This is a genomic window from Burkholderia sp. AU45251, assembly GCF_030482905.1.
GTDB classification, from domain to species: Bacteria; Pseudomonadota; Gammaproteobacteria; order Burkholderiales; family Burkholderiaceae; genus Burkholderia; species Burkholderia aenigmatica.
Map to the genome: position 1 here is coordinate 154,290 of NZ_JAUJQH010000015.1, position 25,641 is coordinate 179,930.

Below are 25,641 nucleotides of genomic sequence, written 5' to 3' on the forward strand. Positions count from 1 at the left end.
ACGACCTTACGGTTTGTTACGCAGGCAACCGATCGAGCTGCGCGCGCAGTTTCTCAAGGGTGCTCTGGAATTCCGCGACGCGCTTCTGCTCCTGTTCGACCACGGCCGGCGGCGCTTTCGCGACGAATGCCTCGTTGCCGAGCTTTGCATTGCACTTCGCAATCTCGCCCGTCAGGCGCGCGATTTCCTTCGACAGACGCTCGCGTTCGGCTGCGACGTCGATCTCGACCTTCAGCACCAGCTTGTTCGGCCCGACGATCGCGATCGGCGCGCCGTGTGCTTCCTTGTCGAGCGTTGCTTCATCCGCGAGGATCTGCACTTCCGACAGGCGTGCAAGCGCCTGAACGTACGGTGCGAACGAGCGCAGGCGCTCGGCATCGCCGGCTGCAAGCAGCGGCACCTTGGTTGCCGGCGACAGGTTCATCTCGCCGCGCAGGTTGCGGCACGCGTCGACGATCGCCTTCAGGTCGGCCGCCCACTGCTCGGACGCCTCGTCGATCTTCTGCAGGTTCGCGATCGGGTACGTCTGCGTCATCAGCGACGCTTCGCCTTCGGCCTTGCCTTGCGGGTAGCGGCCGGCCAGCGGCGCGACCTTCTGCCAGAGCGCTTCGGTGATGAACGGGATGATCGGGTGCGCGAGGCGCAGCACCGTCTCGAGCACGCGCAGCAGTGTGCGGCGCGTCGCGCGCTGCTGTTCCGGCGTGCCGTTCTGGATCTGCACCTTCGCGAGTTCGAGATACCAGTCGCAGTATTCGTCCCACACGAACTTGTAGATGCTGCTGGCGATGTTGTCGAAGCGGTAATCGGCGAAGCCCTTTGCGATGTCGGCCTCGGTGCGCTGCAGAAGCGACACGATCCAGCGGTCGGCCGCCGAGAAGTCGAGGTAGCCGCCCGGGCCGCAATCGCCCGCGCCGCAGACTTCCGGCTTGTCGCTGCCGCAGTCGTGGCCTTCGCAGTTCATCAGCACGAAGCGCGTCGCGTTCCACAGCTTGTTGCAGAAGTTGCGATAGCCTTCGCAGCGCGCGAGGTCGAAGTTCACGTTGCGGCCGAGCGTCGCCATCGACGCCATCGTGAAGCGCAGCGCGTCGGCGCCGAACGCGGGAATGCCGTCCGGGAATTCCTTGCGCGTCTTCTTCTCGATGGTGGCGGCCTGCTTCGGGTTCATCAGGCCGGTGGTGCGCTTCGCGACCAGCGTCTCGAGGTCGACGCCGTCGACGATATCGATCGGATCGAGCGTGTTGCCCTTGCTCTTCGACATCTTCTGGCCTTCGGCATCACGCACGAGGCCGTGCATGTACACGGTGTGGAACGGCACCTTGCCCGTGAAGTGCGTCGTCATCATCACCATCCGGGCGACCCAGAAGAAGATGATGTCGAAGCCGGTGACGAGCACCGACGACGGCAGGAAGTGCTTCAGCTCGGGCGTTTCGTTCGGCCAGCCGAGCGACGAGAACGGCACGAGCGCCGACGAGAACCACGTGTCGAGCACGTCTTCGTCGCGCTTCAGCGCACCCGTGTAACCCTTCGCGGCAGCCTGCGCGCGCGCGTCTTCCTCGCTGCGCGCGACGAACACCTCGCCGTTCTCGCCGTACCACGCGGGGATCTGGTGGCCCCACCACAGCTGGCGCGAGATGCACCAGTCCTGGATGTTCTCGAGCCACTGGTAGTAGGTGGTCGTCCAGTTTTCCGGGACGAACTTGATCTGGCCGTCGCGCACGACGTCGAGCGATACCTCGGTGATCGACTTGCCCGGATGGAGCGTGCCTTCCGGGGCCGGCTTCGTCATCGCGACGAACCACTGGTCGGTCAGGAGCGGCTCGATCACGACGCCCGTGCGGTCGCCGCGCGGCACCATCAGCTTGTGCGGCTTCACGGAGTCGAGGAAGCCTTCTGCGTCGAGGTCGGCGACGATCGCCTTGCGCGCGTCGAAGCGGTCGAGGCCGCGATACTGCTCGGGGCCGTTGTCGTTGATCTTCGCGTCGAGCGTCAGGATCTCGATCGGCGCGAGCTTGTGGCGCTGGCCGACCTGGTAGTCGTTGAAGTCGTGCGCGGGCGTGACCTTCACGACGCCCGTGCCGAACTCGCGGTCGACATAGTCGTCGGCGATCACCGGGATCTCGCGGCCCGTCAGCGGCAGCGTGACGAGCTTGCCGATCAGGTGCGCATAGCGCTCGTCTTCCGGGTGGACCATCAGCGCGACGTCGCCGAGCATCGTTTCCGGACGCGTCGTGGCAACGGTCAGCGAGCCCGAGCCGTCGACGAGCGGGTAGCGGATGTGCCACAGGTGGCCGTTTTCTTCTTCGCTCACGACTTCGAGGTCCGACACGGCGGTCAGCAGCACCGGATCCCAGTTGACGAGGCGCTTGCCGCGGTAGATCAGGCCCTGTTCATGGAGCGTGACGAACACGTCGCGCACGGCGGCCGACATCTTGTCGTCCATCGTGAAATATTCGCGCGACCAGTCGGGCGACGCGCCGAGGCGACGCACCTGGCCGGTGATCGTCGAACCCGATTTTTCCTTCCATTCCCATACGCGCTCGACGAACTTCTCGCGGCCGAGGTCGTGACGCGACACGCCTTGCGCGTCGAGCTGGCGCTCGACGACGATCTGGGTTGCGATCCCCGCGTGGTCGGTGCCGGGCACCCACAGGGTGTTCTCGCCGAGCATCCGGTGGTAGCGGGTGAGGCCGTCCATGATCGTCTGGTTGAACGCGTGGCCCATGTGCAGCGTGCCCGTCACGTTCGGCGGCGGCAACTGGATCGAGAAATCGGGGCGGGCCGGATCGAATGCCGGGGCCGCGTAGCCGCGCTTTTCCCACTCCGGCCCCCATTGGGACTCGATGGTGTGGGGCTCGAAACTCTTCGCAAGCGTGTTGTCGCTCATGTTGGAAATCTGCCGAAAAATGCGTGAATTGGATGCCGAATCTGACAATTATAAATGGATGCACATCGACCAGCCATCGCCTTGCCGGTACGGGCCCGTCGCGACGCGATCGCCGCGTGCCTGTGACGGGTAATCAAACGGATCGGGAACGGCATCGCGCGGCCGACTTATAATGTCGGGTCCGCATTTTTCTCGCCCGTCCGCTGCCCCTCCATGCCCGATCTGCTCGCCAATCTGAACCCCGAACAACTCGCCGCCGTCACGTTGCCGAACGAACCGGCGCTGATCCTCGCAGGGGCGGGCAGCGGCAAGACCCGCGTGCTGATCACCCGCATCGCGTGGCTGATCCAGCAGGGCTACGCGTCGCCGCCCACCGTGCTCGCCGTCACCTTCACGAACAAGGCCGCACGCGAGATGATGGCGCGCCTGTCGGCGATGATGCCGATCGACACGCGCGGGATGTGGATCGGCACGTTCCACGGCCTGTGCAACCGGATGCTGCGCACGCACTGGCGCGACGCCGGCCTGCCGCAGACCTTCCAGATCCTGGATACCGCCGACCAGCTGTCCGCGATCAAGCGGCTGATGAAGGCGGCGAACGTCGATGACGAGAAGTATCCGCCGAAAAACGTGCAGTACTTCATCAACAACGCGAAGGAGCAGGGGCTGCGCCCCGACAAGGTCGACGCGACCGACAACTTCAACCGCAAGTTCGTCGAGCTGTACCAGGCGTACGACCAGCAGTGCCAGCGCGAGGGCGTGGTCGACTTCCCCGAGCTGCTGCTGCGCTGCTATGAACTGCTCGCGTACAACGCGCCGCTGCGCGCGCACTACCAGGCGCGCTTCAAGCACATCCTGGTCGACGAGTTCCAGGACACCAACAAGCTGCAGTACGCGTGGCTCAAGATGCTCGCGGGCGGCGAGAACGCGATTTTCGCGGTCGGCGATGACGACCAGTCGATCTACGCGTTCCGCGGCGCGAACGTCGGCAACATGCGCGACTTCGAAGACGAATTCCGCGTGCGCAACCTGATCAAGCTCGAGCAGAACTACCGGTCGCACGGCAACATCCTCGACGCGGCGAACCAGCTGATCTCGAACAACGCGCACCGCCTCGGCAAGAACCTGCGCACCGATGCGGGCCATGGCGAACCCGTGCGCGTGTACGAGGCGAGCACCGATTCGCAGGAAGCCGGCTGGATCGTCGAGGAGATCCGCTCGCTGATCAACACCGGGATGGCGCGCAGCGAAGTGGCCGTCCTGTACCGCAGCAACGCGCAGTCGCGCTCGATCGAGCACACGCTGATGTCGTCGGGCATTCCGTACCGCGTGTACGGCGGCCTGCGCTTCTTCGAACGCCAGGAAGTGAAGCACGCGCTCGCATACCTGCGCCTGATCGACAACCCGAACGACGACACCGCATTCGTGCGCGTCGTGAACTTCCCGACCCGCGGCATCGGCGCGCGCTCGATCGAGCAGCTCGCCGACGCCGCGCGCCTGTACGGCTGCTCGATGGCCGCCGCGATTCCGTACGTGACGGGCAAGGCCGGCACGAGCCTGGGCGGGTTCGCGAACCTGGTCGCGAAGATGCGCGCCGATACGCAGCAGATGAACCTGCCCGACACCGTCGAGCACATCGTGCGCGCCAGCGGTCTCGCCGATTTCTACCAGGGCGAGCGCGAAGGCCAGGACCGTCTCGAGAACTTGCAGGAACTTGTGAACGCGGCCACCGCGTTCATCGCCGAGGAAGGCTACGGGCTCGACACGCCGGCCCGTTCGATCCCGCTGCGCGCGGGCGCGATCGCGGCGCCCGAGCTCGGCACCGCGACGGACGATCCGGCGGTCGACGTGCTCGATCCGGTATCGCCCGCCGACCCGGCACAGAACCCCGACACGATGACGCCGCTCGCCGGCTTCCTGTCGCATGCGTCGCTGGAGGCCGGCGACAACCAGGCGCAGGCCGGGCAGGACGCCGTGCAGCTGATGACGGTGCACGCGGCGAAGGGGCTCGAATTCTCGGCCGTGTTCATCACGGGCCTCGAGGAAGGATTGTTCCCGCACGAGAACAGCGTGCTCGAATCGGATGGCCTCGAGGAAGAGCGCCGGCTGATGTACGTCGCGATCACGCGCGCGAAGGAGCGGCTCTACCTGTCGTTCGCGCAGAGCCGGATGCTGCATGGCCAGACGCGCTACAACGTGCGCTCGCGCTTCTTCGACGAGCTGCCCGAACACGTGCTCAAGTGGCTGACGCCGAAGGTCGAGGCCGGTTCGCGCTGGGGCGGTCGATCGGACAACGCCGGATACGGGCGCGACTGGTTCGCGCGGCCGGGCGGCGGCAGCCGCGAGCAGATCGTCGACCCGGCCGTGTCCGCGCCGCTGCCCGCGTTCGCGGACAAGCAGCGCGCGGCCGATGCCGGCTTCCGGGTCGGCCAGCAGGTGTTCCATACCAAGTTCGGCGAAGGCACGGTCACCAAGCTCGAAGGCAACGGCACCGATGCGAAGGCGCAGGTGAAATTCAAGCGGCACGGCGAGAAGTGGCTCGCGCTCGCGGTCGCGAAACTGCAGGCGGTGGAATGATGGGCATCGACATGGTTGTGACGCCTGCGGCTCGTCCGCTCGGCATTCTCGCTGCGCTGCCCGAGGAACTCGGCGACCTGATCGCCGCGATGCGTGCCGAAGGCGCGATGCAGACGGTCACGCTCGGCCGCCGCGATTATCACGTCGGCACCGTGCACGGCGCGGCCTGCGTCGTGACGCTCGCACGGGTCGGCAAGGTCGCGGCCGCCGCGACGGTCAGCGCGCTGATCCACGTGTTCGGCGTGTCTGGCGTCGTGTTCACCGGCGTGGCAGGCGGCGTGTCGCGCACGGTGCGCGTTGGCGACGTCGTCGTGGCCGATACGCTGCTGCAGCATGATCTCGACGCTTCGCCGCTCTTTCCGCGCTACGAGGTGCCGCTGCTCGGCATCACGCGTTTCGCGACCGACGCGGCGCTGACCGCACGCTTGCGGGCCGCGTGCACGCAATTCGTCGCGGAAGAGGGCGCGCAGTTCGCCGCGCGCTTCGGCCTGGCCGGTGCGACGCTGCACGCGGGGCTCATCATCAGCGGCGACCGCTTCGTGTCGAGCGAGCGCGAGGTCGTCGCGCTGCGTGACGCGCTGCCGGATGCGCTCGCGGTCGAAATGGAAGGGGCCGCGATCGCGCAGGTGTGCGCAGAACACGACGTGCCGTTCGCACTCGTGCGCACGATCTCCGATACGGCCGACGATCACGCGACGCAGTCGTTCTCGCACTTCCTGTCGGCGATCGCGAGCAGCTATTCGTCCGGCATCCTCAAGCGTTTCCTGACGCTGCATGCGACGACGGCGGCCTGAAGCCGCCGCCGTTCTCTTCATTCCTTCATTCGAGCCGTTCGACCGGCCGCCGCGTGTACGCGGTGGCCGGTCGTTCGTCACGCCTTCTTGCGCCGGCTGCTTTCGAGGTTCGGCAGGAAGATCGTCAGCACGCCGATCAGCGGCAGGAACGAGCACACCTTGTAGACGAACGTGATGTTCGTTGCGTCGGCGAGCTGGCCGAGCACGGCCGCGCCGACCCCGCCGAGGCCGAACGCGAAGCCGAAGAACAGCCCCGCGACCATCCCGACCTTGCCGGGCATCAGCTCCGTCGCGTAGACGAGGATCGCGGCGAACGCCGACGCCAGCACGATGCCGATGATCACGGTCAACACGGTCGTCCAGAGCAGGTTCGCGTACGGCAGCAGCAGCGTGAACGGCGCGACGCCGAGGATCGATACCCAGATCACGTACTTGCGGCCGATCCGGTCGCCCACCGGCCCGCCGATCAGCGTGCCGGCCGCCACGGCTGCGAGGAACACGAACAGGTGGATCTGCGCGGCCTGCACCGACAGGTGGAACTTGTCGATCAGGTAGAACGTGAAATAGCTGTTGATGCTCGCGAGGTAGAAGTACTTCGAGAACACCAGCAGCACCAGCACGCCGATCGCGCCGAGTACGCGGCCGCGCGACAGCGTCGGGTGGCCGGCCGCCGCGGCCTTCTTCTTCATCGACGGATGCTTCTTGTACCAGTGGCCGATCTGCGTGAGCACGATCATCGCGACAAGCGCGGCCGCCGAGAACCACGCGATGCTGTGCTGGCCGTGCGGAATGATCACGAGCGCGGCGAGCAGCGGCCCAAGCGCGGAACCCGCATTGCCGCCGACCTGGAACACCGACTGCGCGAGCCCGTGCTGGCCGCCCGACGCCATCCGCGCGACCCGCGACGATTCCGGATGGAACACCGACGAGCCGCAGCCGACGAGCGCCGCGGCCACCAGCAGCATCGGGAAATTCGACGCGGTCGACATCAGCAGCAGCCCCGCGAGCGTGAAGCCCATCCCGACCGGCAGCGAATACGGTTTCGGCCGCTTGTCGGTATAGAGGCCGACGAGCGGTTGCAGCAGCGATGCGGTGATCTGGTAGGTGAGCGTGATCAGGCCGATCTGCGCGAACGACAGCGCGAACTGGCTCTTGAGCATCGGATAGATCGCCAGGATCAACGACTGGATCATGTCGTTGAGCATGTGCGAGAAGCTGATCGCGCCGAGCACCGGGTAGACGGTGCGGGCGACGGGTGGCGCGGACGGTTGGGTGGCGGCTGCGCCGGCGGAGCCGGTGTCGAGGCTGGTTTCCATGTGAGAGCTGAACGAGTTGAGGTGGCGGGCGCGCTCTGCTGGGGATCGGCGCGTCTTGAATCGTTGCTGCGTCAAAGAAGTGTAATGTGGCGTATTGGGAATGTCAGGACAAGTTTTGTCGTGAATCGGACATTCATCCGACGGATCGGCCGATGCCGGTTTTTTTGACCGGGTATAACGCTGGCGGCGCGCCCGCCTGTCGGCAGGGGCGCGCGCCCTGGGCCGGTGCGTGGTTTACCGGACTCAAGAAACGGTGATGGCGGCCGTAGAACGACCCAATGACAACAGGCGCGCCGCGTCCGGCACCGGCTATCCGCCGTGCGGGCGCAGGACGCGCGGCATGGCCAGCCATCGCGGGAATGCCGGGACCGACCTTTCCGGCCGCGTGATCAATACGGGGATAGTTCGATGAAAGCAGCATCTTTGCACCCACAGCCCGGTGCGGCCGCCGCCGCACCCGAAGTTGCCGCCGGTCGTGCCGCACGACGCCTGCGCGCGGCGCGTCGCGAGCGCCGGCCGTGGACCGTCAAGGCGACGTTGCGCGCCGCATTCGCGATCCTGCTCGCCGGCACGCTGGCGATCGGCATGTTTTCGCTGTGGCAGATCAGCCGGCTGAACGCGTCGATCGCGTCGGTCTACGAGCAGGGCCACGTCGCGAGCCGCGCGGCCGAGGAGGTTCGGGCCGAAGTGCTGCGCGCGAGCCGTGCCCAGAAGATGCTGCTGACGGCGAGCACCGCGAAGGAGCGCGACGAATTGGGCGCCGAAGTCGGCGCGGGGCTCGCGTCGATCGGCCAGGCGCTCGGCACGCTGCAGCGCTACGCGGATCCGGGCGACGTCGACGATTCGGCGCGGCTGCGCGCCTTCTCGACGGCGGTCGGCACGTGGAGCACGCATCTGCGCGATTTCGTCGCGCTCGTGCGCGCGCAGCCGCTCGACCTGTCGCAGATGAACTGGCAGGTCGGCACGCAGGACGTGTCGTTGCTGGTCGAAACCGGCAAGCTCGAGAAACTCGTTGCCGAACTCGTGAAGACGCGCGGCGCGAAGTCGAAGGCCACGCTCGATGCGTCCGCCACCATTTTCTCGTCGTCGTTCGCGATGATCGCGGCGATGACGGCTGCGCTGATCGTGCTCGCGATCGTCATCGCCGAGCGCGTGGTGCGCCGTCTCGCGTCGCAGCTCGGCGGCGAGCCCGCGCATGCGAAGGCGATCGCCGCGGACATCGCGCGCGGCGACCTGACGCGACCGATCAAGTTGGGCCGGCACGACCGCGACAGCATGGTGCGTGCGCTGGCCGAGATGCAGACGGGGCTCGCGGCGACCGTCGGCGAGATCGCCGTCAGCGCCGAGGCGATCGCGGCCGCGTCGGGCGAGATCTCCACCGGCAACCTCGATCTGTCGAAGCGCACCGAGCAGCAGGCCGTCGCGCTCGAGCGCACCGCGGCCAGCATGGAGCAGCTCACGTCGACCGTACGGCAGAACGCCGAGAATGCGCGTCAGGCGAGCGCGCTCGCGGCCAATGCGTCGGCCGTCGCGGAGACGGGTGGGGAAGTCGTCGGGCGTGTGGTGGCGACGATGAGCGAGATCGACGACAGCGCGAAGAACATCCGCGACATCATCGGCACGATCGAGGGGATCGCGTTCCAGACCAACATTCTCGCGTTGAACGCGGCGGTCGAGGCGGCACGTGCCGGCGAGCAGGGGCGCGGCTTCTCGGTGGTGGCGGGCGAGGTCCGCCTGCTCGCGCAGCGCGCGGCGACCGCAGCGAAGGAAATTCGTGCGCTGATCGGCGCGTCGGTCGAGCGCGTCGCGAACGGTGCGGCGCTCGCGCACGATGCTGGCCGCACGATGGGTGACGTCGTGCGCGCGGTCAAGCGCGTGACCGACATCATCGGCGAGATTTCCGCCGCATCGGACGAGCAGAGCGCCGGGATCGACGAGATCGGCCGCGCGGTCACGCAGATGGACGCCGGCACCCAGCAGAACGCGGCACTCGTCGAGCAGGCGGCCGCCGCGGCGAACGCGCTCGACGAGCAGGCGCAGGCGTTGAAGTCGCTGGTCGGGCGTTTTCGCATCGCGGCCTGAGCGCGCCCGGCCGTTCGGGGATTACGACTTCTTCTGCTTGTCGGGATCGATGATGACCGTGCAGGTCGTGCCCGCCGACAGCACCACGTCGGCCGGGACTTCGTCGATCCTGATGCGCACCGGCACGCGCTGCGCGAGGCGCACCCAGTTGAAGGTCGGGTTCACGTCGGCGACGAGGTCGCGGCTTTGCGGGTTGTCGCGATCGTAGATGCCGCGCGAGATGCTCTCGACGTGGCCCTTCATCACGCCGCCGCTCATCAGCCGCATCTCGGCCGGCGCGCCGATCTTCACGCGCGGCAGCTTGGTTTCCTCGAAGTAGCCGTAGACCCAGAACGAGTGGCTGTCGACGATCGCGAGCTTGGCCTGGCCGGCCACCGCGTAGTTGCCCTTGAAGGTCTGCAGGTTCGTGACGTAGCCGTCGACCGGCGCGACGACGCGCGTGCGTTCGAGGTTGAGCTTCGCGGCGTCGAGCGCGGCGATTGCCTGCTGGTACTGCGCATCGGCGCTCGATGCGCTGTGCGCGGCGTTCTCGCGGTTTTCCTTCGACACGACGAGCGCGTCGAGGTCCGCGCGGCGGGCCGCGTCGTCGCGGCGCATCTGCAGTTCCGCGCGACGGGCGGCGACGGCTGCCTGCGCCTGCTCGACCGCGATCTGGTAGTGCGACGGGTCGATCTGCATGATCAGGTCGCCTTTCTTGACGAGCTGGTTGTCATGCACGGGCAGCTCGACGATCGCGCCCGACACGTCCGGCGCGACGTTGACGATCTCGGCGCGCACGCGCCCGTCGCGCGTCCATGGATCGTCCATGTAGTGCACCCACAGCGAGCGCCCGATCAGGATCGCGACGATGAGAATGACGGCGGTCGCGACGAAGCCGAAAAGTTTTCTGAGCATCATGATTGTTCTGGATCAACGATAAACGGCAAGACTCAGTCCGCCGCAAATACAGACGAGAAGGCAGGCCCGGAACAGCGACGGGTGCCAGACGAGACGGTAGAGGCCCGTGTAGGCGAGCAGGCGATCGACGGCCCACGTGGCCAGCGCGCCGATGACGAACATCAGCACCACCGTGGGCATGTAGGCATCGAGAATGGCGATTTCACGCGGCATCATGACGAGGCTCCGGGTTGGGTGCGCGCGGTCGTGGCGCGGTTTCTGTTGAGCGCATCGAGCGGCGATTCGGGATCGAGCAGCGCCGTGCGCACGAAATGCAGGTGGCTCAGGATGCGCTGCAGCCGGTGGCGTTCGTCACGCGTCGGCGTGAACGCGTCGAGCGTCTGCCGGGTCGCGTCGATCGCGTCGTTCACTGCCGCGAGCGTCGCGTCGAAGCGTGCGGCGTCGGGCTTGGTGAACAGCGACGACAGCGCGGTGCGCATCGTCTCGATCGCACGTCGCCACGGCATCGTCGGCGCAAAACGCGGGTCGGACGGCAGTGCCGCCAGCTCGTGGCGCAGGTCGATCGACGCGTTGCCGGTCTCGAGCACCGCGAACATCCAGCGCAGCGCGTCGCGCTGCACGTCGGGCTGATCGGCCGACAGCGTGTGCGCCTGGTACATCAGGTCGCGCGCGCCGCTCTCGAAGCGCGTGCGCAAGCCGGCGAGCCGCGCATGACCGGCCGCGACGGCCTGGTGGCGCAGGTCGGCGAACAGCCGCTTCTTGAGCCACGGCGCGGTCGGCGGGAACAGCACCGCGAACGCGATCGCCGATACCAGCATCGACAGCACGAGTGCGAGCGCGTCGTTCATGAAGCTCGACGGATCGTAATGCGTGATGTTGTCCGGGCCCGCGAGGAAGCAGAAGAAGATCAGGTAGCCCATCCCGTAGCCCGCGAGCTTTGGCTTCAGCGTCATGTAGATGCCGATCGCGAGCAGTGGCGCGAGCGCCACGCACAGCAGCACGAAGCCATCGATCCGCGGATAGATGCCGAACATCAGCACGAAGCCGGTGCAGACGGCCAGCGCCGTGCCCATCCCCATCTGGGCGGACATCGCGGTCGGGCGCGGCGTCGACGACGCGAGCGCGCAGGTTGCCGCCGCCGTCAGCACCAGCGTGACGCCGTTCGGCCAGGCCGTTTCGATCCAGAACCAGCCGAGCGTGAGGATCACCACCGCGGTGCGGATGCCCGCGATCAGCGCGGCCGTCATGTTGGTGCGCGGCTCGTAGCGTTCGATCCAGCGTTCACGCTCGTGCGTCGCGCTCGACAGCGACGCGTAGGTCGCCGCGTATTCCTGCAGGTCGGTGATGAAGCGGTACAGCAGTTCGGCCGCCGTATCGAAGTCGAGCAGCGGGAAGTCCGGGCGCGTTTCGAGTTCTGCGCGCGTCGCGCGGATGCGGCGCGGCAGCGCGTCGCGCCACGCGAGCAGCTGCTCGGCCGCGTGCGCGGCGTCGACCGACGTGCGCACGGGTTCGCCGTTGCGCGTGAGCAGCGGCGCGATTTCACGGAAATACGGTTCGATCGCGTCGATCGCGGCTTGCGCGCCGGCCGCGTGCAGCCGGTTCATCAGCTGATGCAGCGCGTGGAAGCGGCTCGACGCGCTCATGAACTCGCTGTTCAGCCGCGCGAGCCGGCCGCTGCGCATGCGCGTGCCGGGATCCTCGAACACCGCCATGCTGCGCGCGGCCTCGAAGCCCACCACGTCGGCGACGAAGCGCGTATGAATGGTCTCGATGTGCGCGCGGTCGAGCTGGCCCGACAGCGCCGACGCGACATAGTCGACGAAGCTGCCGAAGCGCTTGCGGACCGTCGTGCGCATCTGCTCGCCCGTGTACTGCGGAAACACGAGCGCGCTGACGACGCCGGCCGACACGATCCCGATGATGACCTCGGACACACGCGTCATCGCGCTCATGAAGGCGCCGTCCGGGTGTTGCGACGCGGGCAGGCCGATCAGCGCGGTCGTATAGCCGGCGAGCAGGAAGCCGTAGCTGCGAAAGTTGCGGTTGCGTGCGGCGCCGGCCGTGCACAGCGCGATCCACAGCGCGATGGCCAGCAGGAACAGCTGCGGCTGCTGCGGGAACAGCCCGACGAACGTGAGCGTCGCGATCAGCCCGAAGATCGTGCCGGCGACGCGGTAGAAGCTCTTCGCGAGCACCGCGCCGCTTTGCGGCTGCATCACGATGAACACCGTGGTCATCGCCGTCTTCGGCGCGGGCAGGTCGAGCCGCATCGACACGCCGGTCGCGATGAACGCGGCGAGCAGCGCCTTGAACAGATAGAGCCACGCGGCGCCGTCGGTACGGGCCCAGTCACCGAACGCGGCGGTCCAGGCCGCGAACGGGCCGCCGGCGTGCGTGGAAGCGGGGGAGGAGGCTGACATGGCGTCGCTCCGCGTTATCGTGCGGCCGGCACGCCGGACGCACCGGCGGCCGCGACCTGCGCGGGCCGGGCGGCGGCTGCCACCGGCTTCGCATTCGACGCGGCGGCAGGCGCGGCTGCGCCCGCGGCGGATTCGTCATGAGGCACATCGGTACCCGTCTCGACGCCGCCGCCGAGCGCGGCCATCAGCTGTGCGTGCGCGGCGAGGCGTTCCGCGTCGATGCGGGCGGCCGTCTCCTGCGCGCGCAGCAACTGCTGCTGCGCGACCAGCACGTTCACGTAGTCGGTCAGCCCACGACGGAAGCCTTCGCGCGACAGCTGGTAGCTGCGGTCGTTGGCGGCCACCGAGCGTGCGGCGTCCTTCTTCTGCGTATCGAGCGAACGGATCCGCACGACCTGGTCGGCGATGTCCTTGAGCGCGCCGACGATCGTCTGGTTGTAGCGCTCGACCGCCTGGTCGTAGCCGGCGTTGGCCGCACCGAGCTGCGCGCGCAGCCGGCCGCCTTCGAAGATCGGCAGCGACAGCGCGGGGCCGGCCGTCCAGCCGCCGTTCATCGCGCGCAGGAAGTCGGTGAACGGCGCGGTCACGCCGAAGCCGCCGACCGTCGCGAGCAGGTCGATGTTCGGGTAGAACGACGCCTTCGCGACGTCGATGCCGCGCGCCTGCGCGTCGACCGTCCAGCGCGCCGCGACGACGTCGGGGCGGCGGCCGAGCAGGTCGGCCGGCATCGCCGACGGCAGGCCGGCCGGTGCGTCGAGCGCCAGCTGCGGCCGCTTGATCGTGTCGCCGGCGCCCGGGCCCTTGCCGGCCAGCGCGGCGAGCTGGTGCCGCGCGAGCTGGATCGCTTCCTCGTAGCTGTCGATCTGGCGCTCATAGTCGGGCAGCGTCGACTCAGCCTGGCTCACTTCGAGCTGCGTGCCGAGGCCGGCCTGCAGCCGCTTGCGTGCGAGATCGGCGAGCGAGCGCTGGCGTTCGAACGTTTCGTGCGCGAGGTCGAGCAGTGCGTAGTTCATCGACATGCCGACATACGCGCGCACGACGTTGACTTCGAGTTCGAGCTTCGCCGCACGCGCATCGGCGGCGGTCGCGTGGGCGGTGTCGAGCGCGCGCTCGGTCGCGTTCTTGTCCTTGCCCCACAGATCGAGGTGGTACGACAGGCCGAGCGTGCCGGTGTTGTTCCAGGTATCGGCGTTCGCGAGCGGGCCGGGGCCGTAGAACACGTTGTCGGGCCAGTGCTCGCGCATCAGCGACAGGTTGCCGTTGATTTGCGGCAGTTCGGCCGAGCGGGCGACGCGCGCCATTGCCTGCGCTTCGCGCACGCGCGCCTCGGCGGCCGCGAGGGTCGGGTTGCCGGCCTGGGCATTGGCGATCCAGGCGTCGAGTTGCGGATCGCGGTAGGCGCGCCACCAGTCGGCCGCGGGCCAGCCCGCGTCACGGTCGGCCGCGCGGATCGCGGCGCCGGCATCGAGCGCGTTCGCCTCGATGCGGGCCGACTGCGGCTTGTTGTCGCCCATGCTCGCGCATCCGGCCATTATTAATGAGACTGCAAGAACCGCCAGTGCGAGCGTCCCTTTTTTTGCCGGAGACTGCACGATTTTCTCCCTTTCGGATATAGATGAGTCGGATGCGATTATATTTTTCAGCGATTCCTGAATAAATGGACAAGGGTGCAAGTCATTTTTACGAATCCTGAGACAATACTTGTTCGCCTCTGTGCAACAATCCGTCCGGATTCAAACGGGTAATGGGATGGATACGTTACAAAACATGCGGGTGTTCGTCCGCGTGGTCGATGCGGGAAGCTTTACCGCAGCGGCCCAGCAGATGAATTCGACCACTGCCTACGCGTCGCGCGCGGTCTCGGATCTCGAGGCGCACCTGCGCACGCGCCTCCTGAACCGCACGACGCGCCGGATCGCGCTGACCGAAGCCGGCGAGCGCTACCTGCAACGCTGCGAGCAGATCCTCGCGTACGTCGACCAGGCCGAAGCCGAGGCGGGCGACGCGCATGCGCGCCCGTCGGGCAAGCTGAAGGTTCATTGCTTCACGAGCCTCGGCCAGCACTACCTGGTGCCGGCCATCGCGCGCTATCGCGAGCGCTACCCGGACGTGCACGTCGAGCTGACACTCGCGCAGCGGATGCCCGACCTGCTCGACGAGGGGTATGACGTCGCGATCGTCGTTGGCCGCGACCTGCCGGATTCGGGGCTCGTGTCGCAGCGGCTCGGTGAGAGCCACAGCGTGGTGTGCGCGTCGCGCAGCTATGTCGATGCGCATGGCGTGCCGCAGCGGCCCGCGGATCTCGCCCAGCACATCTGCCTTGGGATGGCCGCGCCGGGCTTTCAGTTCGACGAATGGGCGCTGTCGGGGCCGAACGGCGACGAGGTCGTCCCGATCGCGGCGCCGCCGTTTCGCGTGAACGTCGCCGAGGCGCTCGCGGTGGCCGTGCGGGAAGGGATGGGGATTGGCGGGTTGCCGCTCTATTCGGCGATCGGCTGGTTGCGCAGCGGGCACATCGTGCGCGTGATGCCCGAATACCGGTCGCACGTGATGAACATCTACGCGCTGTATCCGTCGCGCCAGTACCTCGACGCGAAAATTCGCACCTGGGTCGATTTCCTGCGCGACGAACTGCCGGCCACGCTCGCCGCCGACGAAGCCGCGCTCGAGCAGTACACGCGTGCGACATGACGGCGCGGTTGACCGCAATCTGACGAGATTTGTCCTTCACGCAACATTTTTTTACGAACGCGTGTCAGACAGTTTGATACTGTGGGAATTAACGAGATACGCAACCCCGGAGCAGCAATGGATACGCACCTGATGATCGGCCTTGGAGTCCTGCTGGGCGCGGCCGCGGCCGCCGCGGCGACTCGCGACCTGCTGCGCGCGATGAAGGCGAAGGCGCAGATGAAGCCGGTGCGGGTGCGCGAGCCGCGTCGCCCGGGCCGCTGACCCGCGGTCACGCTCCGGGTCGAAACAAGGCCGCGCAATGCGGCCGGGCGGGCCGGCGTTCAGCCGAGCTCGACGACCTTGTCCCACGCGAACGCGGTATTTTCCAGTTCGCCGGTGCGCCGGTGGATGTAGCCGCGCGGATTGCACACCACGCGTGTGCCGCCGTCCGCCACATAATCGAATGACGTATGCGTGTGGCCGTGGAGCCACAGATCCACCGGCGGCCGCACGAGTTCCGCCATATCCGTGACAAATCCCGCCGACGCCAGATCTTCCGCATAGCGCTCTGCCAGCGAGCGCCGGTGCGGCGCATGGTGGGTGACGACGATCGTTTGGCCCGCGAATGGCGTCGCGAGCTGCGCTTCCAGCCAAGCACGGCTGCGTCGATGCAGCGCGATTGCGTCGGCCGGCGAGAAATCCCGTTCCGGCGTGCCCGGCGCCGCATGCAGCGCCGCGTCATGCGGCCAGGTCACCTGGATCAAGCCCTTGAAATCGAGCATCACGCGCAGCCCGGCCTCGATCGAGCCGGCAAGGCTGGCTTCGTCGGCGCCGAACAGCGAAAAATCGGCCCAGAGCGTCGTGCCGAGCACGCGGAAACGCTGCCCGGGATCGACGTAGACGTCGTTGTTCAGGTAATGCACGTTGTCGAGCGCCTGCGCCGCGTCGCGCATCGCCGTCTCCAGCGCGCCGAATTCCCCGTCGTAATACTCGTGGTTGCCCGGCACGTAGACCACCGGCACGCCGCCTGGGCGTACCCCCGGATCGAACGTTTCGGCGGCCCAGCGCAGGCCTTCCGCGTGATTGTGGATGTCGCCGGCCAGCACGACGAGATCCGCATCGGCATGCGGGATCGCGTCGGGCAGGTTGCTTTCGAGATGCAGGTCGGACAGGACGCGGATTTTCACGGGCTTGGCTCCGGAGTGGGCGGCTTCAGCGCAGGACCTTGCCGGGATTCATCAGGCCGCGCGGGTCGAGCGCGGTCTTCAGCGTACGCATCAGCGTCGTTTCGACCGGCGACTTGTAACGCTGCGCGTCGTCGATCTTCAACTGGCCGATCCCGTGCTCCGCGCTGATCGTGCCGCGGTGGCGGTGCACGTTGTCGTAGACGATCCGGTTGATTGGCGCCTGGAACGCGGCCAGGAACGCTTTCGGATCGCCGCCTTCGGGCATCTGCACGTTGTAGTGGAGGTTGCCGTCGCCGAGGTGGCCGAACGTCACCATCCGCGCGCCCGGCGCGGCCTGCTGGATCGCCGCGTCGGTCTCGTCGATGAAGCGTGCGATCGACGAAATCGGCACCGCGATGTCGTGCTTGATGTTGAGCCCCTCGTCGGCCTGCGCGAGCGGGATGTGCTCGCGCAGGTCCCAGAACGCGCGCGACTGCGCAAGATTCTCCGCGACCACCGCGTCGACCACGAGCCCGGCCTCGAACGCTTCTTCCATCAGCTTCTCGAACAGCGCGCGCGCATGCGATTCGCTTTCGTTGTCGGACAGTTCCAGCAGCACCGTCTGCGCATGCGTCTGCGCGAACGGGTAGCGTAGTTGCGGGTAGTGCTTGCCGACGAGCTGCATGCAGAAGTCCGACATCAGCTCGAAGCCGGTCAGCAGCGGCCCGGCGGCGCGCTGCGCGAGCGCGAGGAAGTCGAGCGCCGCGTGCGGCGATTCGAGCGCGGCGAGGGCCGTGACCTGCGCGGCCGGCAGCGGGTGCAGCTTCATCACGGCCGCCGTGATGATGCCGAGCGTGCCTTCCGCGCCGATGAACAGGTCGCGCAGGTCGTAGCCGGTGTTGTCCTTGCGCAGTCCGCGCAGTCCATCCCAGATCTCGCCCTGCGGCGTCACGACCTCGAGCCCGAGACACAGCTCGCGCGCGTTGCCGTAGCGCAGCACCGCGGTGCCGCCCGCATTGGTCGACAGGTTGCCGCCGATCGTGCAGCTGCCTTCCGCCGCGAGGCTCAGTGCGAACAGCCGGCCGCCTTCGCGGGCGCGCGCCTGCACGTCGGCGAGGATTACGCCGGCTTCGACGGTGATCGTGTTGTTGTGCGGATCGAGTTCGCGCACGCGGTTCAGCCGCGCGACGCTCAGGACGGCCTGGCTGCCGCTCGCGTCGGGCGTGGCGCCGCCGGCGAGGCCGGTGTTGCCGCCTTGCGGCACGAGCGCGATGCCGTGTGCGTTGGCCAGCTTGACGAGCGCGGCGACTTCGGCCGTGTTCGCGGGCTTCAGCACCGCGCACGCGGCCCCCTTGTAACGGCGGCGCCAGTCGGTCAGGAACGGTTCGGTATCGTGCGGGTCGGTCAGCACATGATCGGCGCCGATCGCATCGCGGCACGCGGAAACGAAAGCTTCGGAGGACATCATCACCTTGTCGCGTAAGGGTCAGGACGCGGCGCGCGATTTTTTCGCCGCGCGCTTGAACGGCGCGACGTACGCCAGCGCCGCCACGAAGAAGCCGACGGCGAGCGCGGTTTCGCACCAGCCGAGCGTCGCGGATAGCCCGCGATCGGACATGCCGCGCACGACGCCTTCGGCGAAATAGGCGAGTATCAGCATGCTCGCCCACTGCATCGTATAGATGTTACGCCGCCAGACGCCGGGCAGCGCGAGCGCGAGCGGGATCGCCTTGAGCATCAGCGCGGAGCCGCCCGGGCGCAGCGGCGCGAGCCACAGCTCCCACGCGAGCGACAGTGCGATCAGTGCGACGAGGCACGCGGTGGCGATCAGCGCGTAGCGCGGCCGGGCCGCGACGGCGGGGCGGGCGGGGGCGTTCATGCGGCCTCGGCGGCCTGGGCGCTGGAGAGGGCGGCCGCCGCGCGTGCGAGCCGCACGCCGAGCGCGGCCGCGAGCGCCTTTTCGTCCGCCGACAGCCCGGCGGCTGCCGAGCGGTCGTGCTGCGCGACGTGCGACGCGCCGTACGGCGTGCCGCCGGTGCGCGTCGTGGTGAGCGCGGATTCCGTGTACGGGATCCCGACGATCATCATCCCGTGATGGAGCAGCGGCAGCATCATCGACAGCAACGTCGATTCCTGGCCGCCGTGCAGGCTGCCCGTCGACGTGAACACGCTGGCCGGCTTGCCGGTCAGCGCGCCCGACAGCCATTGCGGTGTGGTGCCGTCGAGGAAATACTTGAGCGAGGCGGCCATGTTGCCGAAGCGGGTCGGCGAGCCGAGCGCGAGGCCCGCGCATTCCTCGAGATCCCGCAGTTCCGCGTACGGCGGGCCATCGGCGGGGATGTCGGGAGCGGTGGCTTCGCAAACGGCCGACACGGGCGGCACGGTGCGGATGCGGGCCTGCATGCCCGGTACGCTGTCGATGCCGTTCGCGATCGCGAGCGCGAGATCGCGCGTGGCGCCGTGACGGCTGTAATAGAGGACGAGGATGTCTTTCATGGGCGACGGAGCCGCGTGCGGCCGCGCGCGTGCCCGGTGCAGTCGGCCCCTGCTGGAATCGAGCGGCTATTATAGGGGCTGAAGCCGTCGCGCAGCGCGGCGGCGGCGCGCCGTCGGGCGCGCGGCATCAAGAAGGAGAAGTCGTTTGCCGAAGTTGAGCGTCGATCTCGACACCATCAAGCGCCTCGCGCAGTTCGCGGCCCGGCGCAGCGCCGAGGATCGCATCCCGCAAGTGGCGGGCAGCCTGACGTTCACGACGATGCTGGCACTCGTGCCGCTCGTGACGGTCGCGTTCGCGCTGTTCACCGCGTTCCCGATGTTCGCGTCGTTCCAGATCTCGCTGCAAGGGTTCCTCGCGGATCACCTGATGCCCGCGCAGTTCAACATCCAGATCTTCAAGTACCTGAACCAGTTCGCATCGAAGGCGAAGGGGCTGACGACGGCCGGCCTGATCGTGCTCGTCGTCACGTCGGTGATGACGATGATGACGATCGAGTCGGCTTTCAACCTGATCTGGCGGGTGCGCAAGCCGCGACCGTTCGCGCAGCGCGTGCTCGCATACTGGGCGCTGATCACGCTCGGCCCGCTGCTGTTTGGCGTGAGTCTGTCGATCTCGTCGTACCTGTTCACGCAGTCGCTGGCATTTACCGGTGCCGCACCGTCGACGTCGATCGTCGAGTGGCTGCTCGCGCTCGTGTCGCTGCCGCTGACGGTGCTCGCGTTCACGCTGCTGTACGTGTACCTGCCGAATTGCACGGTCGCATGGCGCGACGCGGTGATCGGAGGGCTGTTCGCGGCCGTCGCGTTCGAACTCGCGAAGCGCGGCTTCGGCTACTACGTGCGGCGCATTCCGACCTATACGGCGGTCTACGGCGCGTTCGCCGCGTTGCCCGTCTTCCTGCTGTGGGTGTACCTGAGCTGGTTCATCGCGCTGCTCGGCGCGATGGTGGCCTCCGCGCTGCCGGCGATCCGCGTCGGCCAGTTCCACCGCATCCACTATCCGGGCAGCGACCTGCTCGACGCGCTGGAAATGCTCGCGCGGCTGGCCGAAGCGCGCGCGGCCGGCAAGCGCGGCTACACGGCGATGCGGATCGCGGCCATGCTGCGCTGCGACATGGAAACCGCGCAGCGCTTGCTGACGACGATGGAGGAGCGGGAATGGATTGCGCGGCTCGACGGCGGTGGCGAGACCACGCTGCGCTACATCCTGCTCGCGAATCCGGAGCAGTTGACGCTCGCGCAGCTGTTCGACGTGCTGGTGATCGACCGCACGGAACTCACTTACCAGTTGCAGCGGCGCCGCAGCCATGTCGATGGCGCGGCGCTGCTCGCGGTGCTGTCGAGCGACCGGTTCGACGTGTCGCTCGCGTCGCTGATCGCCGCCCACCGGCCCGCTGGCGCACAGCCAACGGGTGTTCCGGGGCAGGCGCCGAGCGGCGTGTCCGATCCGCATGCGCGGCCGCCGCGGCCCGCGTGAGCGGGGCGCCCGGCCATTACAGCGGGATCTTGCCGGTGCAGATGTCCTTGAACATCACCCAGTCGCCCATCAGGCTGTAGATCGGGTGCCGGAACGTGGCCGGTCGGTTCTTCTCGAAGAAGAAGTGTCCGACCCACGCGAACCCGTAGCCGCAGACGACCGCTGCCGGCAGCCACGGCCAGTCGCCGGTCGCGATCGCCATCGCGACGCAGCCGATCACGCCGAGCGAGCCGATGAAGTGCAGCCGCCGCGAGGTCAGGTTCTGGTGTTCATTCAGGTAATACGGGTAGAAATCAGCGAAGCTGGCGAATTGCTCCGAATGCGTATGCGCCATGGCCGTCTCCTCGGGCCGCTGTTCATGGGGCCATTGTGCTGCCGGCGGCCCGCTTCCGCAAGCGGGGGGCGGCCCGCCGCGCGGGCTCGCGCTTTCCTTTTGACAGGCTTTCCGATAGGATCGAAAGAGGTTTTGTATTCAAGCATGAGGGGACTACGATGCGCGTCAGCGATATTCTGAAAGTGAAGGGCAACACGCTGTTTACGGTGACGCCCGATATGCCGCTGCGCGAAGCGGTCGATACGATGGCCGAGCACGACATCGGTTCGCTCGTCGTGATGGAGTACGGCGATCTCGTCGGGATGCTGACGTTCCGCGAGATCATCCTGCGCCTGCATGTGAACGGCGGCGCGATCGGCGACGTGCAGGTGCGCAAGGTGATGGACGAGCCGCTCACGTGTACGCCGGAAACGGACGTCAACGAAGTGCGCCGGATGATGCTCGAGCGCCACGCGCGCTACATGCCGGTGCTCGACAAGAAGGTGCTGATGGGCGTCATTTCGTTCTACGACGTCGCGAAGACGGTCGTCGAGGCGCAGAGCTTCGAGAACCGGATGCTGAAGGCGTACATCCGCGACTGGCCGGAATCGGAAGCCGAAGCGCACAAATCGTGAATCACGCCGCGCCCGTCGCCGTCATGCGCGGGCGCCGCCACCCGGCACGCGGCGGCGCAGGCTTGTCCTGCGCCGCCGTTTTTTCAACGACCACACAAGGCCCGCGCAGCGTCGCCCAGATGGCGCGCGCGTATTCCGCATGAGCGATCAAACGCAAGCCACTTCCCGGCAGCGTGACGACCAGCACGCCCACGCGTCGCAGTTCGACCTGCTGCGCGAGCGCCGTTTCGCGCCGTTCTTCACGACCCAGTTCCTCGGCGCGCTGAACGACAACGTCTTCAAGATCGGCTTCACGTCGCTCGTCACCTATCACACCGCGCGATTCTCCGGCGTCGATGCGAAGACGGCCGCCTTCCTGATTTCCGCGATCTTCATCCTGCCGTTCGTGCTGTTCTCGGCGACGTCCGGCCAGATCGCCGACAAGTACGACAAGGCGACCCTCACGCGCTTCGTGAAGACCTTCGAGATCGTGCTGATGCTGGTCGGCGCGGCCGGCTTCGTCACGCACAGCGCGACGCTGCTGTACCTGTGCACGTTCATGATGGGCATGCACTCGACGCTGTTCGGGCCCGTCAAGTATTCGTACCTGCCGCAACATCTCGGCGAACATGAGCTGGTCGGCGGCAACGGCCTCGTCGAGATGGGCACGTTCATCGCGATCCTGATCGGCACGATCATCGGTGGCGCGGCGGCGGGCATCGAAGGCAGCGGCGAGCGCGTGCTCGCGGCGAGCGTCGTCGTCATCGCGCTCGCGGGGCGGCTCGTCGCGCAGCGCGTGCCGTCCACGCCGGCGCCGCAGCCCGATCTCGTGATCAACTGGAATCCGGTCAGCGAGACCTGGCGCAACCTCGGCCTCGCGCGCCAGAACCGCACCGTATTCCTGAGCCTGCTCGGCATCTCATGGTTGTGGTTCGTCGGCGCGACGTTCCTCACGTCGTTCTTCAATTTCGCGAAGGACGTGCTGTCCGCGAGCCCCGACGTCGTCACGATCCTGCTCGCGACGTTCTCGGTCGGCATCGGCCTCGGCTCGCTGCTGTGCGAACGGTTGTCGCAGCGGCGCGTCGAGATCGGCCTCGTGCCGCTCGGCTCGATCGGCATCAGCGTGTTCGCGATCGAGCTGTATTTCGCGAGCCACGCGCTGCCGTCGCCCGGCCACCTGCTGTCGGTCGGCGAGTTCCTGGCGGGCGCGCGCCACTGGCGTATCCTCGCCGACCTGTTCCTGCTCGCGATGTTCGGCGGCTTCTACAGCGTGCCGTTGTACGCGTTGATCCAGAGCCGCAGCGCACCTACGCACCGTGCGCGGATCATCGCCGCAAACAACATCCTGAACGCGCTGTTCATGATCCTGTCGGCCGTGATGGCGATGGGGCTGACCAAGGCCGGCGTCGACATCCCGGGGCTGTTCCTCGTCACGGCGCTGCTGAACGTCATCGTCGCCGCGTATATCTATCTGCTCGTGCCCGAGTTCCTGCTGCGCTTCGTTGCGTGGGTGCTCGTGCACACCTTCTACCGGATTCGCCTCGTGCATGCCGAGCGGATTCCGGCGGAAGGGGCGGCCGTGCTCGTGTGCAACCACGTCAGCTACGTCGATGCGCTCGTGCTGGCCGCCGCGAGCCCGCGCCCGATCCGTTTCGTGATGGATCACCGGATCTTCAAGACGCGCTTCACGAGCTGGGTGTTCCGGCATGCGAAGGCGATCCCGATCGCGCCGCGTCACGAAGATCCCGCGATGCTCGCGCGCGCGTACGACGCCTGCGAGGCTGCGCTGAAGGAAGGCGAACTCGTGTGCATCTTCCCCGAAGGCAAGCTCACGAAGACGGGCGACATCAACACGTTCCACCACGGCATCACGGAGATCCTGAGCCGCACGCCTGCGCCCGTGATTCCGATGGCGCTGCGCGGGCTGTGGGGCAGCTATTTTTCGCGGCATTCCGATGCGCGGATGCCGCGCCCGATCAAGCGCGGCGTGATGAGCCGGCTGACGCTGGCGGTCGGCGAGCCGATCCCGGCGTCGGTCGCGACGCCCGAGTCGCTGCAGGCCGCGGTCACCGAACTACGCGGTGCGCGGAAGTAGGCGGGTGGGGCGGGCCCGGCAGGATCGTGCCGGGTCGCGCCGCCGCGTGCGAACGGCCCGTTCGAACGGAGCGGCGCGGATCGCCGACCGTCGCGCCGGGCCGTTTCCGTGGCCGGCCCGTGTGGTCTGAACGGTTCACACGACCCGCGGGCCCGGGACGGCTGGCATAATAGCGGTTTACTTCTTTTTCTCGACCGGCGAACGATCGGCCTGCCTGCAGCCCTGGCAGCGCATCGGTTTGCGCATTTCTCATTGGGCGGTTCCATCATGTCCGGCAATACCCTCGGCACGCTTTTCACTGTCACGACCTTCGGCGAATCGCACGGTCCCGCGATCGGCTGCGTGATCGACGGCTGCCCGCCGGGAATGGGGCTGACCGAAGCCGACATCCAGGTCGAGCTCGATCGCCGCAAGCCCGGCACGTCGCGTCACGTGACGCAGCGACAGGAGGCCGACGAGGTCGAGATCCTGTCGGGCGTGTTCGAAGGCGTGACGACCGGTACGCCGATCGCGCTGCTGATCCGCAACACCGACCAGCGCAGCAAGGACTACGGTAACATCGTCGAGACATTCCGTCCCGGCCACGCCGACTACACCTACTGGCAGAAATACGGCATCCGCGACTACCGCGGCGGCGGCCGCTCGTCCGCACGCCTGACCGCGCCGATCGTCGGTGCGGGCGCGGTCGCGAAGAAGTGGCTGCGCGAGCGCTTCGGTGTCGAGGTGCGCGGCTACATGAGCGGCCTCGGCGAGGTCGACGTGCCGTTCGTCGACTGGTCGCACGTGCACGAGAATCCGTTCTTCTCGCCGAATGCCGCAGTCGTGCCGGAGCTTGAGGCGTACATGGATGCGCTGCGCAAGGACGGCGATTCGATCGGCGCGCGCATCGACGTCGTCGCGTCGGGCGTGCCGGTCGGTTGGGGCGAGCCGGTGTTCGACCGTCTCGATGCGGACATCGCCAAGGCGATGATGAGCATCAACGCGGTGAAGGGCGTCGAGATCGGCGCGGGTTTCGACAGCGTCGCGCAGCGCGGCTCGGTGCATGGCGACGAGCTGACGCCGGGCGGTTTCGTCGGCAACCATGCGGGTGGCGTGCTCGGCGGGATTTCGACGGGGCAGGACATCACCGTGTCGATTGCGATCAAGCCGACGTCGAGCATCCGCACGCCGCGCCGTTCGATCACGAAGGCGGGCGATGAGGCGACGGTGGAAACGTTCGGGCGCCACGACCCGTGCGTCGGCATTCGTGCGACGCCGATCGCCGAGTCGATGCTCGCGCTGGTGCTGATCGATCATGCGCTGCGCCATCGCGCGCAGTGCGGGGACGTCGAGACGCCGACGCCGAAGATCGCGGGCAGCGCGACCTGACACAAGCGGGCGTGGCGCAGCGCGTCTCGCCCGGCAGGGGCGCGGAGCATGCAAAACGGGGCGCTGCTTGAAGCAGCGCCCCGTTTCGTTTGCGGCAGCCAAAAAAACGCGCCGCTCGTGGCGGCGCGCTTCGGCAATTACATGTTCGGGTAGTTCGGTCCGCCGCCGCCTTCCGGCGTGACCCACACGATGTTCTGCGTCGGGTCCTTGATGTCGCAGGTCTTGCAGTGCACGCAGTTCTGCGCGTTGATCACCAACCGATCGCTGCCGTCGTCGTTCTTCACGAATTCGTACACGGCCGCCGGGCAGAAGCGCCCCTCCGGCCCCGCGTACGTACGCAGGTTCACGTTCACCGGCACGCTCGCATCCTTCAGCGTCAGGTGCGCCGGCTGGTTCTCCTCGTGGTTCGTGTTCGAGATGAACACCGACGACAACCGGTCGAACGTCAGCTTGCCGTCCGGCTTCGGGT

The 25,641-nt window shown here is 67.5% G+C and carries 21 protein-coding genes; 9 read left to right on the top strand and 12 right to left on the bottom strand.

Features of this window, described 5'->3' with window-relative positions; genetic code table 11:
* Positions 1–16 precede the first annotated feature (16 nt).
* A complete protein-coding gene (locus QZM67_RS26045) occupies positions 17–2,884 on the bottom strand; it encodes a valine--tRNA ligase (protein WP_301807703.1) in 2,868 nt (955 codons plus the stop codon).
* A gap of 213 nt (positions 2,885–3,097) precedes the next feature.
* Here QZM67_RS26045 and QZM67_RS26050 point away from each other — a divergent pair, with 213 nt between their 5' ends.
* Together QZM67_RS26050 and QZM67_RS26055 are read left to right on the top strand one after the other, a co-directional pair.
* Positions 3,098–5,461: a UvrD-helicase domain-containing protein gene (locus QZM67_RS26050; protein ID WP_043182517.1), complete on the top strand. Its 2,364-nt coding sequence runs from the start codon at positions 3,098–3,100 to the stop codon at positions 5,459–5,461.
* A complete protein-coding gene (locus QZM67_RS26055) occupies positions 5,458–6,255 on the top strand; it encodes a 5'-methylthioadenosine/adenosylhomocysteine nucleosidase (protein WP_301769459.1) in 798 nt (265 codons plus the stop codon). Before QZM67_RS26050 ends, QZM67_RS26055 begins: the two co-directional genes overlap by 4 nt.
* Positions 6,256–6,332: 77 nt before the next feature.
* On the opposite strand, the gene QZM67_RS26060 is transcribed toward QZM67_RS26055, so the two are convergent.
* Positions 6,333–7,571: an MFS transporter gene (locus QZM67_RS26060; RefSeq protein WP_301807708.1), complete on the bottom strand. Its 1,239-nt coding sequence runs from the start codon at positions 7,569–7,571 to the stop codon at positions 6,333–6,335.
* 408 nt (positions 7,572–7,979) lie between these two features.
* Between QZM67_RS26060 and QZM67_RS26065 the strand changes: the two genes are divergently transcribed.
* Positions 7,980–9,653: a methyl-accepting chemotaxis protein gene (locus tag QZM67_RS26065; RefSeq protein ID WP_301807710.1), complete on the top strand. Its 1,674-nt coding sequence runs from the start codon at positions 7,980–7,982 to the stop codon at positions 9,651–9,653.
* 21 nt (positions 9,654–9,674) lie between these two features.
* Here QZM67_RS26065 and QZM67_RS26070 read toward each other — a convergent pair whose 3' ends face one another.
* The 4 genes from QZM67_RS26070 to QZM67_RS26085 are packed head-to-tail and all read right to left on the bottom strand — an operon-like array spanning position 9,675 to position 14,562.
* On the bottom strand, positions 9,675–10,550 hold the full coding sequence (locus QZM67_RS26070; protein WP_043182521.1) for an HlyD family secretion protein: 876 nt from the start codon (positions 10,548–10,550) through the stop codon (positions 9,675–9,677).
* A gap of 12 nt (positions 10,551–10,562) precedes the next feature.
* The gene (locus tag QZM67_RS26075) at positions 10,563–10,766 is read right to left on the bottom strand and encodes a DUF1656 domain-containing protein (protein WP_043182522.1); all 204 of its coding nucleotides are present in this window, start codon (positions 10,764–10,766) and stop codon (positions 10,563–10,565) included.
* The gene (locus tag QZM67_RS26080; protein ID WP_175021925.1) at positions 10,763–12,970 is read right to left on the bottom strand and encodes an FUSC family protein; all 2,208 of its coding nucleotides are present in this window, start codon (positions 12,968–12,970) and stop codon (positions 10,763–10,765) included. Before QZM67_RS26080 ends, QZM67_RS26075 begins: the two co-directional genes overlap by 4 nt.
* A gap of 14 nt (positions 12,971–12,984) precedes the next feature.
* Complete coding sequence (locus tag QZM67_RS26085) at positions 12,985–14,562, bottom strand: efflux transporter outer membrane subunit (RefSeq protein WP_301807715.1); 1,578 nt, start codon at positions 14,560–14,562, stop codon at positions 12,985–12,987.
* A gap of 157 nt (positions 14,563–14,719) precedes the next feature.
* On the opposite strand from QZM67_RS26085, the gene QZM67_RS26090 reads away from it, so the two are divergent.
* Both QZM67_RS26090 and QZM67_RS26095 read left to right on the top strand, forming a co-directional pair.
* Complete coding sequence (locus QZM67_RS26090; protein WP_175021923.1) at positions 14,720–15,661, top strand: LysR family transcriptional regulator; 942 nt, start codon at positions 14,720–14,722, stop codon at positions 15,659–15,661.
* A 117-nt stretch (positions 15,662–15,778) separates the two neighbouring features.
* Positions 15,779–15,925: a hypothetical protein gene (locus QZM67_RS26095; RefSeq protein ID WP_301807718.1), complete on the top strand. Its 147-nt coding sequence runs from the start codon at positions 15,779–15,781 to the stop codon at positions 15,923–15,925.
* A gap of 59 nt (positions 15,926–15,984) precedes the next feature.
* Here the strand turns inward: QZM67_RS26095 and QZM67_RS26100 are convergent, their stop codons facing one another.
* The 4 genes from QZM67_RS26100 to wrbA are packed head-to-tail and all read right to left on the bottom strand — an operon-like array spanning position 15,985 to position 19,305.
* Complete coding sequence (locus QZM67_RS26100; RefSeq protein WP_301807721.1) at positions 15,985–16,830, bottom strand: metallophosphoesterase; 846 nt, start codon at positions 16,828–16,830, stop codon at positions 15,985–15,987.
* 25 nt (positions 16,831–16,855) lie between these two features.
* Positions 16,856–18,277, bottom strand: coding sequence for an FAD-binding oxidoreductase (locus tag QZM67_RS26105; protein ID WP_301807724.1), 1,422 nt, complete (start codon positions 18,275–18,277; stop codon positions 16,856–16,858).
* An 18-nt stretch (positions 18,278–18,295) separates the two neighbouring features.
* Positions 18,296–18,688, bottom strand: coding sequence for a DUF2069 domain-containing protein (locus tag QZM67_RS26110; RefSeq protein ID WP_301807727.1), 393 nt, complete (start codon positions 18,686–18,688; stop codon positions 18,296–18,298).
* Positions 18,685–19,305: an NAD(P)H:quinone oxidoreductase gene (gene wrbA, locus QZM67_RS26115; protein WP_011351764.1), complete on the bottom strand. Its 621-nt coding sequence runs from the start codon at positions 19,303–19,305 to the stop codon at positions 18,685–18,687. The genes QZM67_RS26110 and wrbA overlap by 4 nt, the downstream gene beginning before the upstream one ends.
* Positions 19,306–19,450: 145 nt before the next feature.
* Here wrbA and QZM67_RS26120 point away from each other — a divergent pair, with 145 nt between their 5' ends.
* Entirely contained in the window at positions 19,451–20,782 is a 1,332-nt protein-coding gene (locus QZM67_RS26120) for a YihY family inner membrane protein (RefSeq protein ID WP_043182532.1), read from the top strand.
* Between the two features lie 16 nt (positions 20,783–20,798).
* Here the strand turns inward: QZM67_RS26120 and QZM67_RS26125 are convergent, their stop codons facing one another.
* Positions 20,799–21,116 (bottom strand): Mpo1-like protein, encoded by a 318-nt coding sequence (locus QZM67_RS26125; protein ID WP_301807731.1) that lies wholly within the window; start codon positions 21,114–21,116, stop codon positions 20,799–20,801.
* Positions 21,117–21,274: 158 nt separating this feature from the next.
* Between QZM67_RS26125 and QZM67_RS26130 the strand changes: the two genes are divergently transcribed.
* From QZM67_RS26130 to aroC, 3 genes are all read left to right on the top strand, one after another.
* On the top strand, positions 21,275–21,730 hold the full coding sequence (locus QZM67_RS26130; RefSeq protein ID WP_043182535.1) for a CBS domain-containing protein: 456 nt from the start codon (positions 21,275–21,277) through the stop codon (positions 21,728–21,730).
* Between the two features lie 139 nt (positions 21,731–21,869).
* Positions 21,870–23,804 carry an MFS transporter gene (locus tag QZM67_RS26135; protein WP_301807734.1) on the top strand — a complete coding sequence of 645 codons (1,935 nt, stop codon included), beginning with the start codon at positions 21,870–21,872 and terminating at the stop codon, positions 23,802–23,804.
* 267 nt (positions 23,805–24,071) lie between these two features.
* Entirely contained in the window at positions 24,072–25,172 is a 1,101-nt protein-coding gene (gene aroC / locus QZM67_RS26140; protein ID WP_301807738.1) for a chorismate synthase, read from the top strand.
* Positions 25,173–25,309: 137 nt separating this feature from the next.
* Here the strand turns inward: aroC and QZM67_RS26145 are convergent.
* Positions 25,310–25,641 (bottom strand): 4Fe-4S dicluster domain-containing protein (locus QZM67_RS26145; RefSeq protein WP_301807739.1); only part of this gene is annotated, 332 nt, incomplete at its 5' end.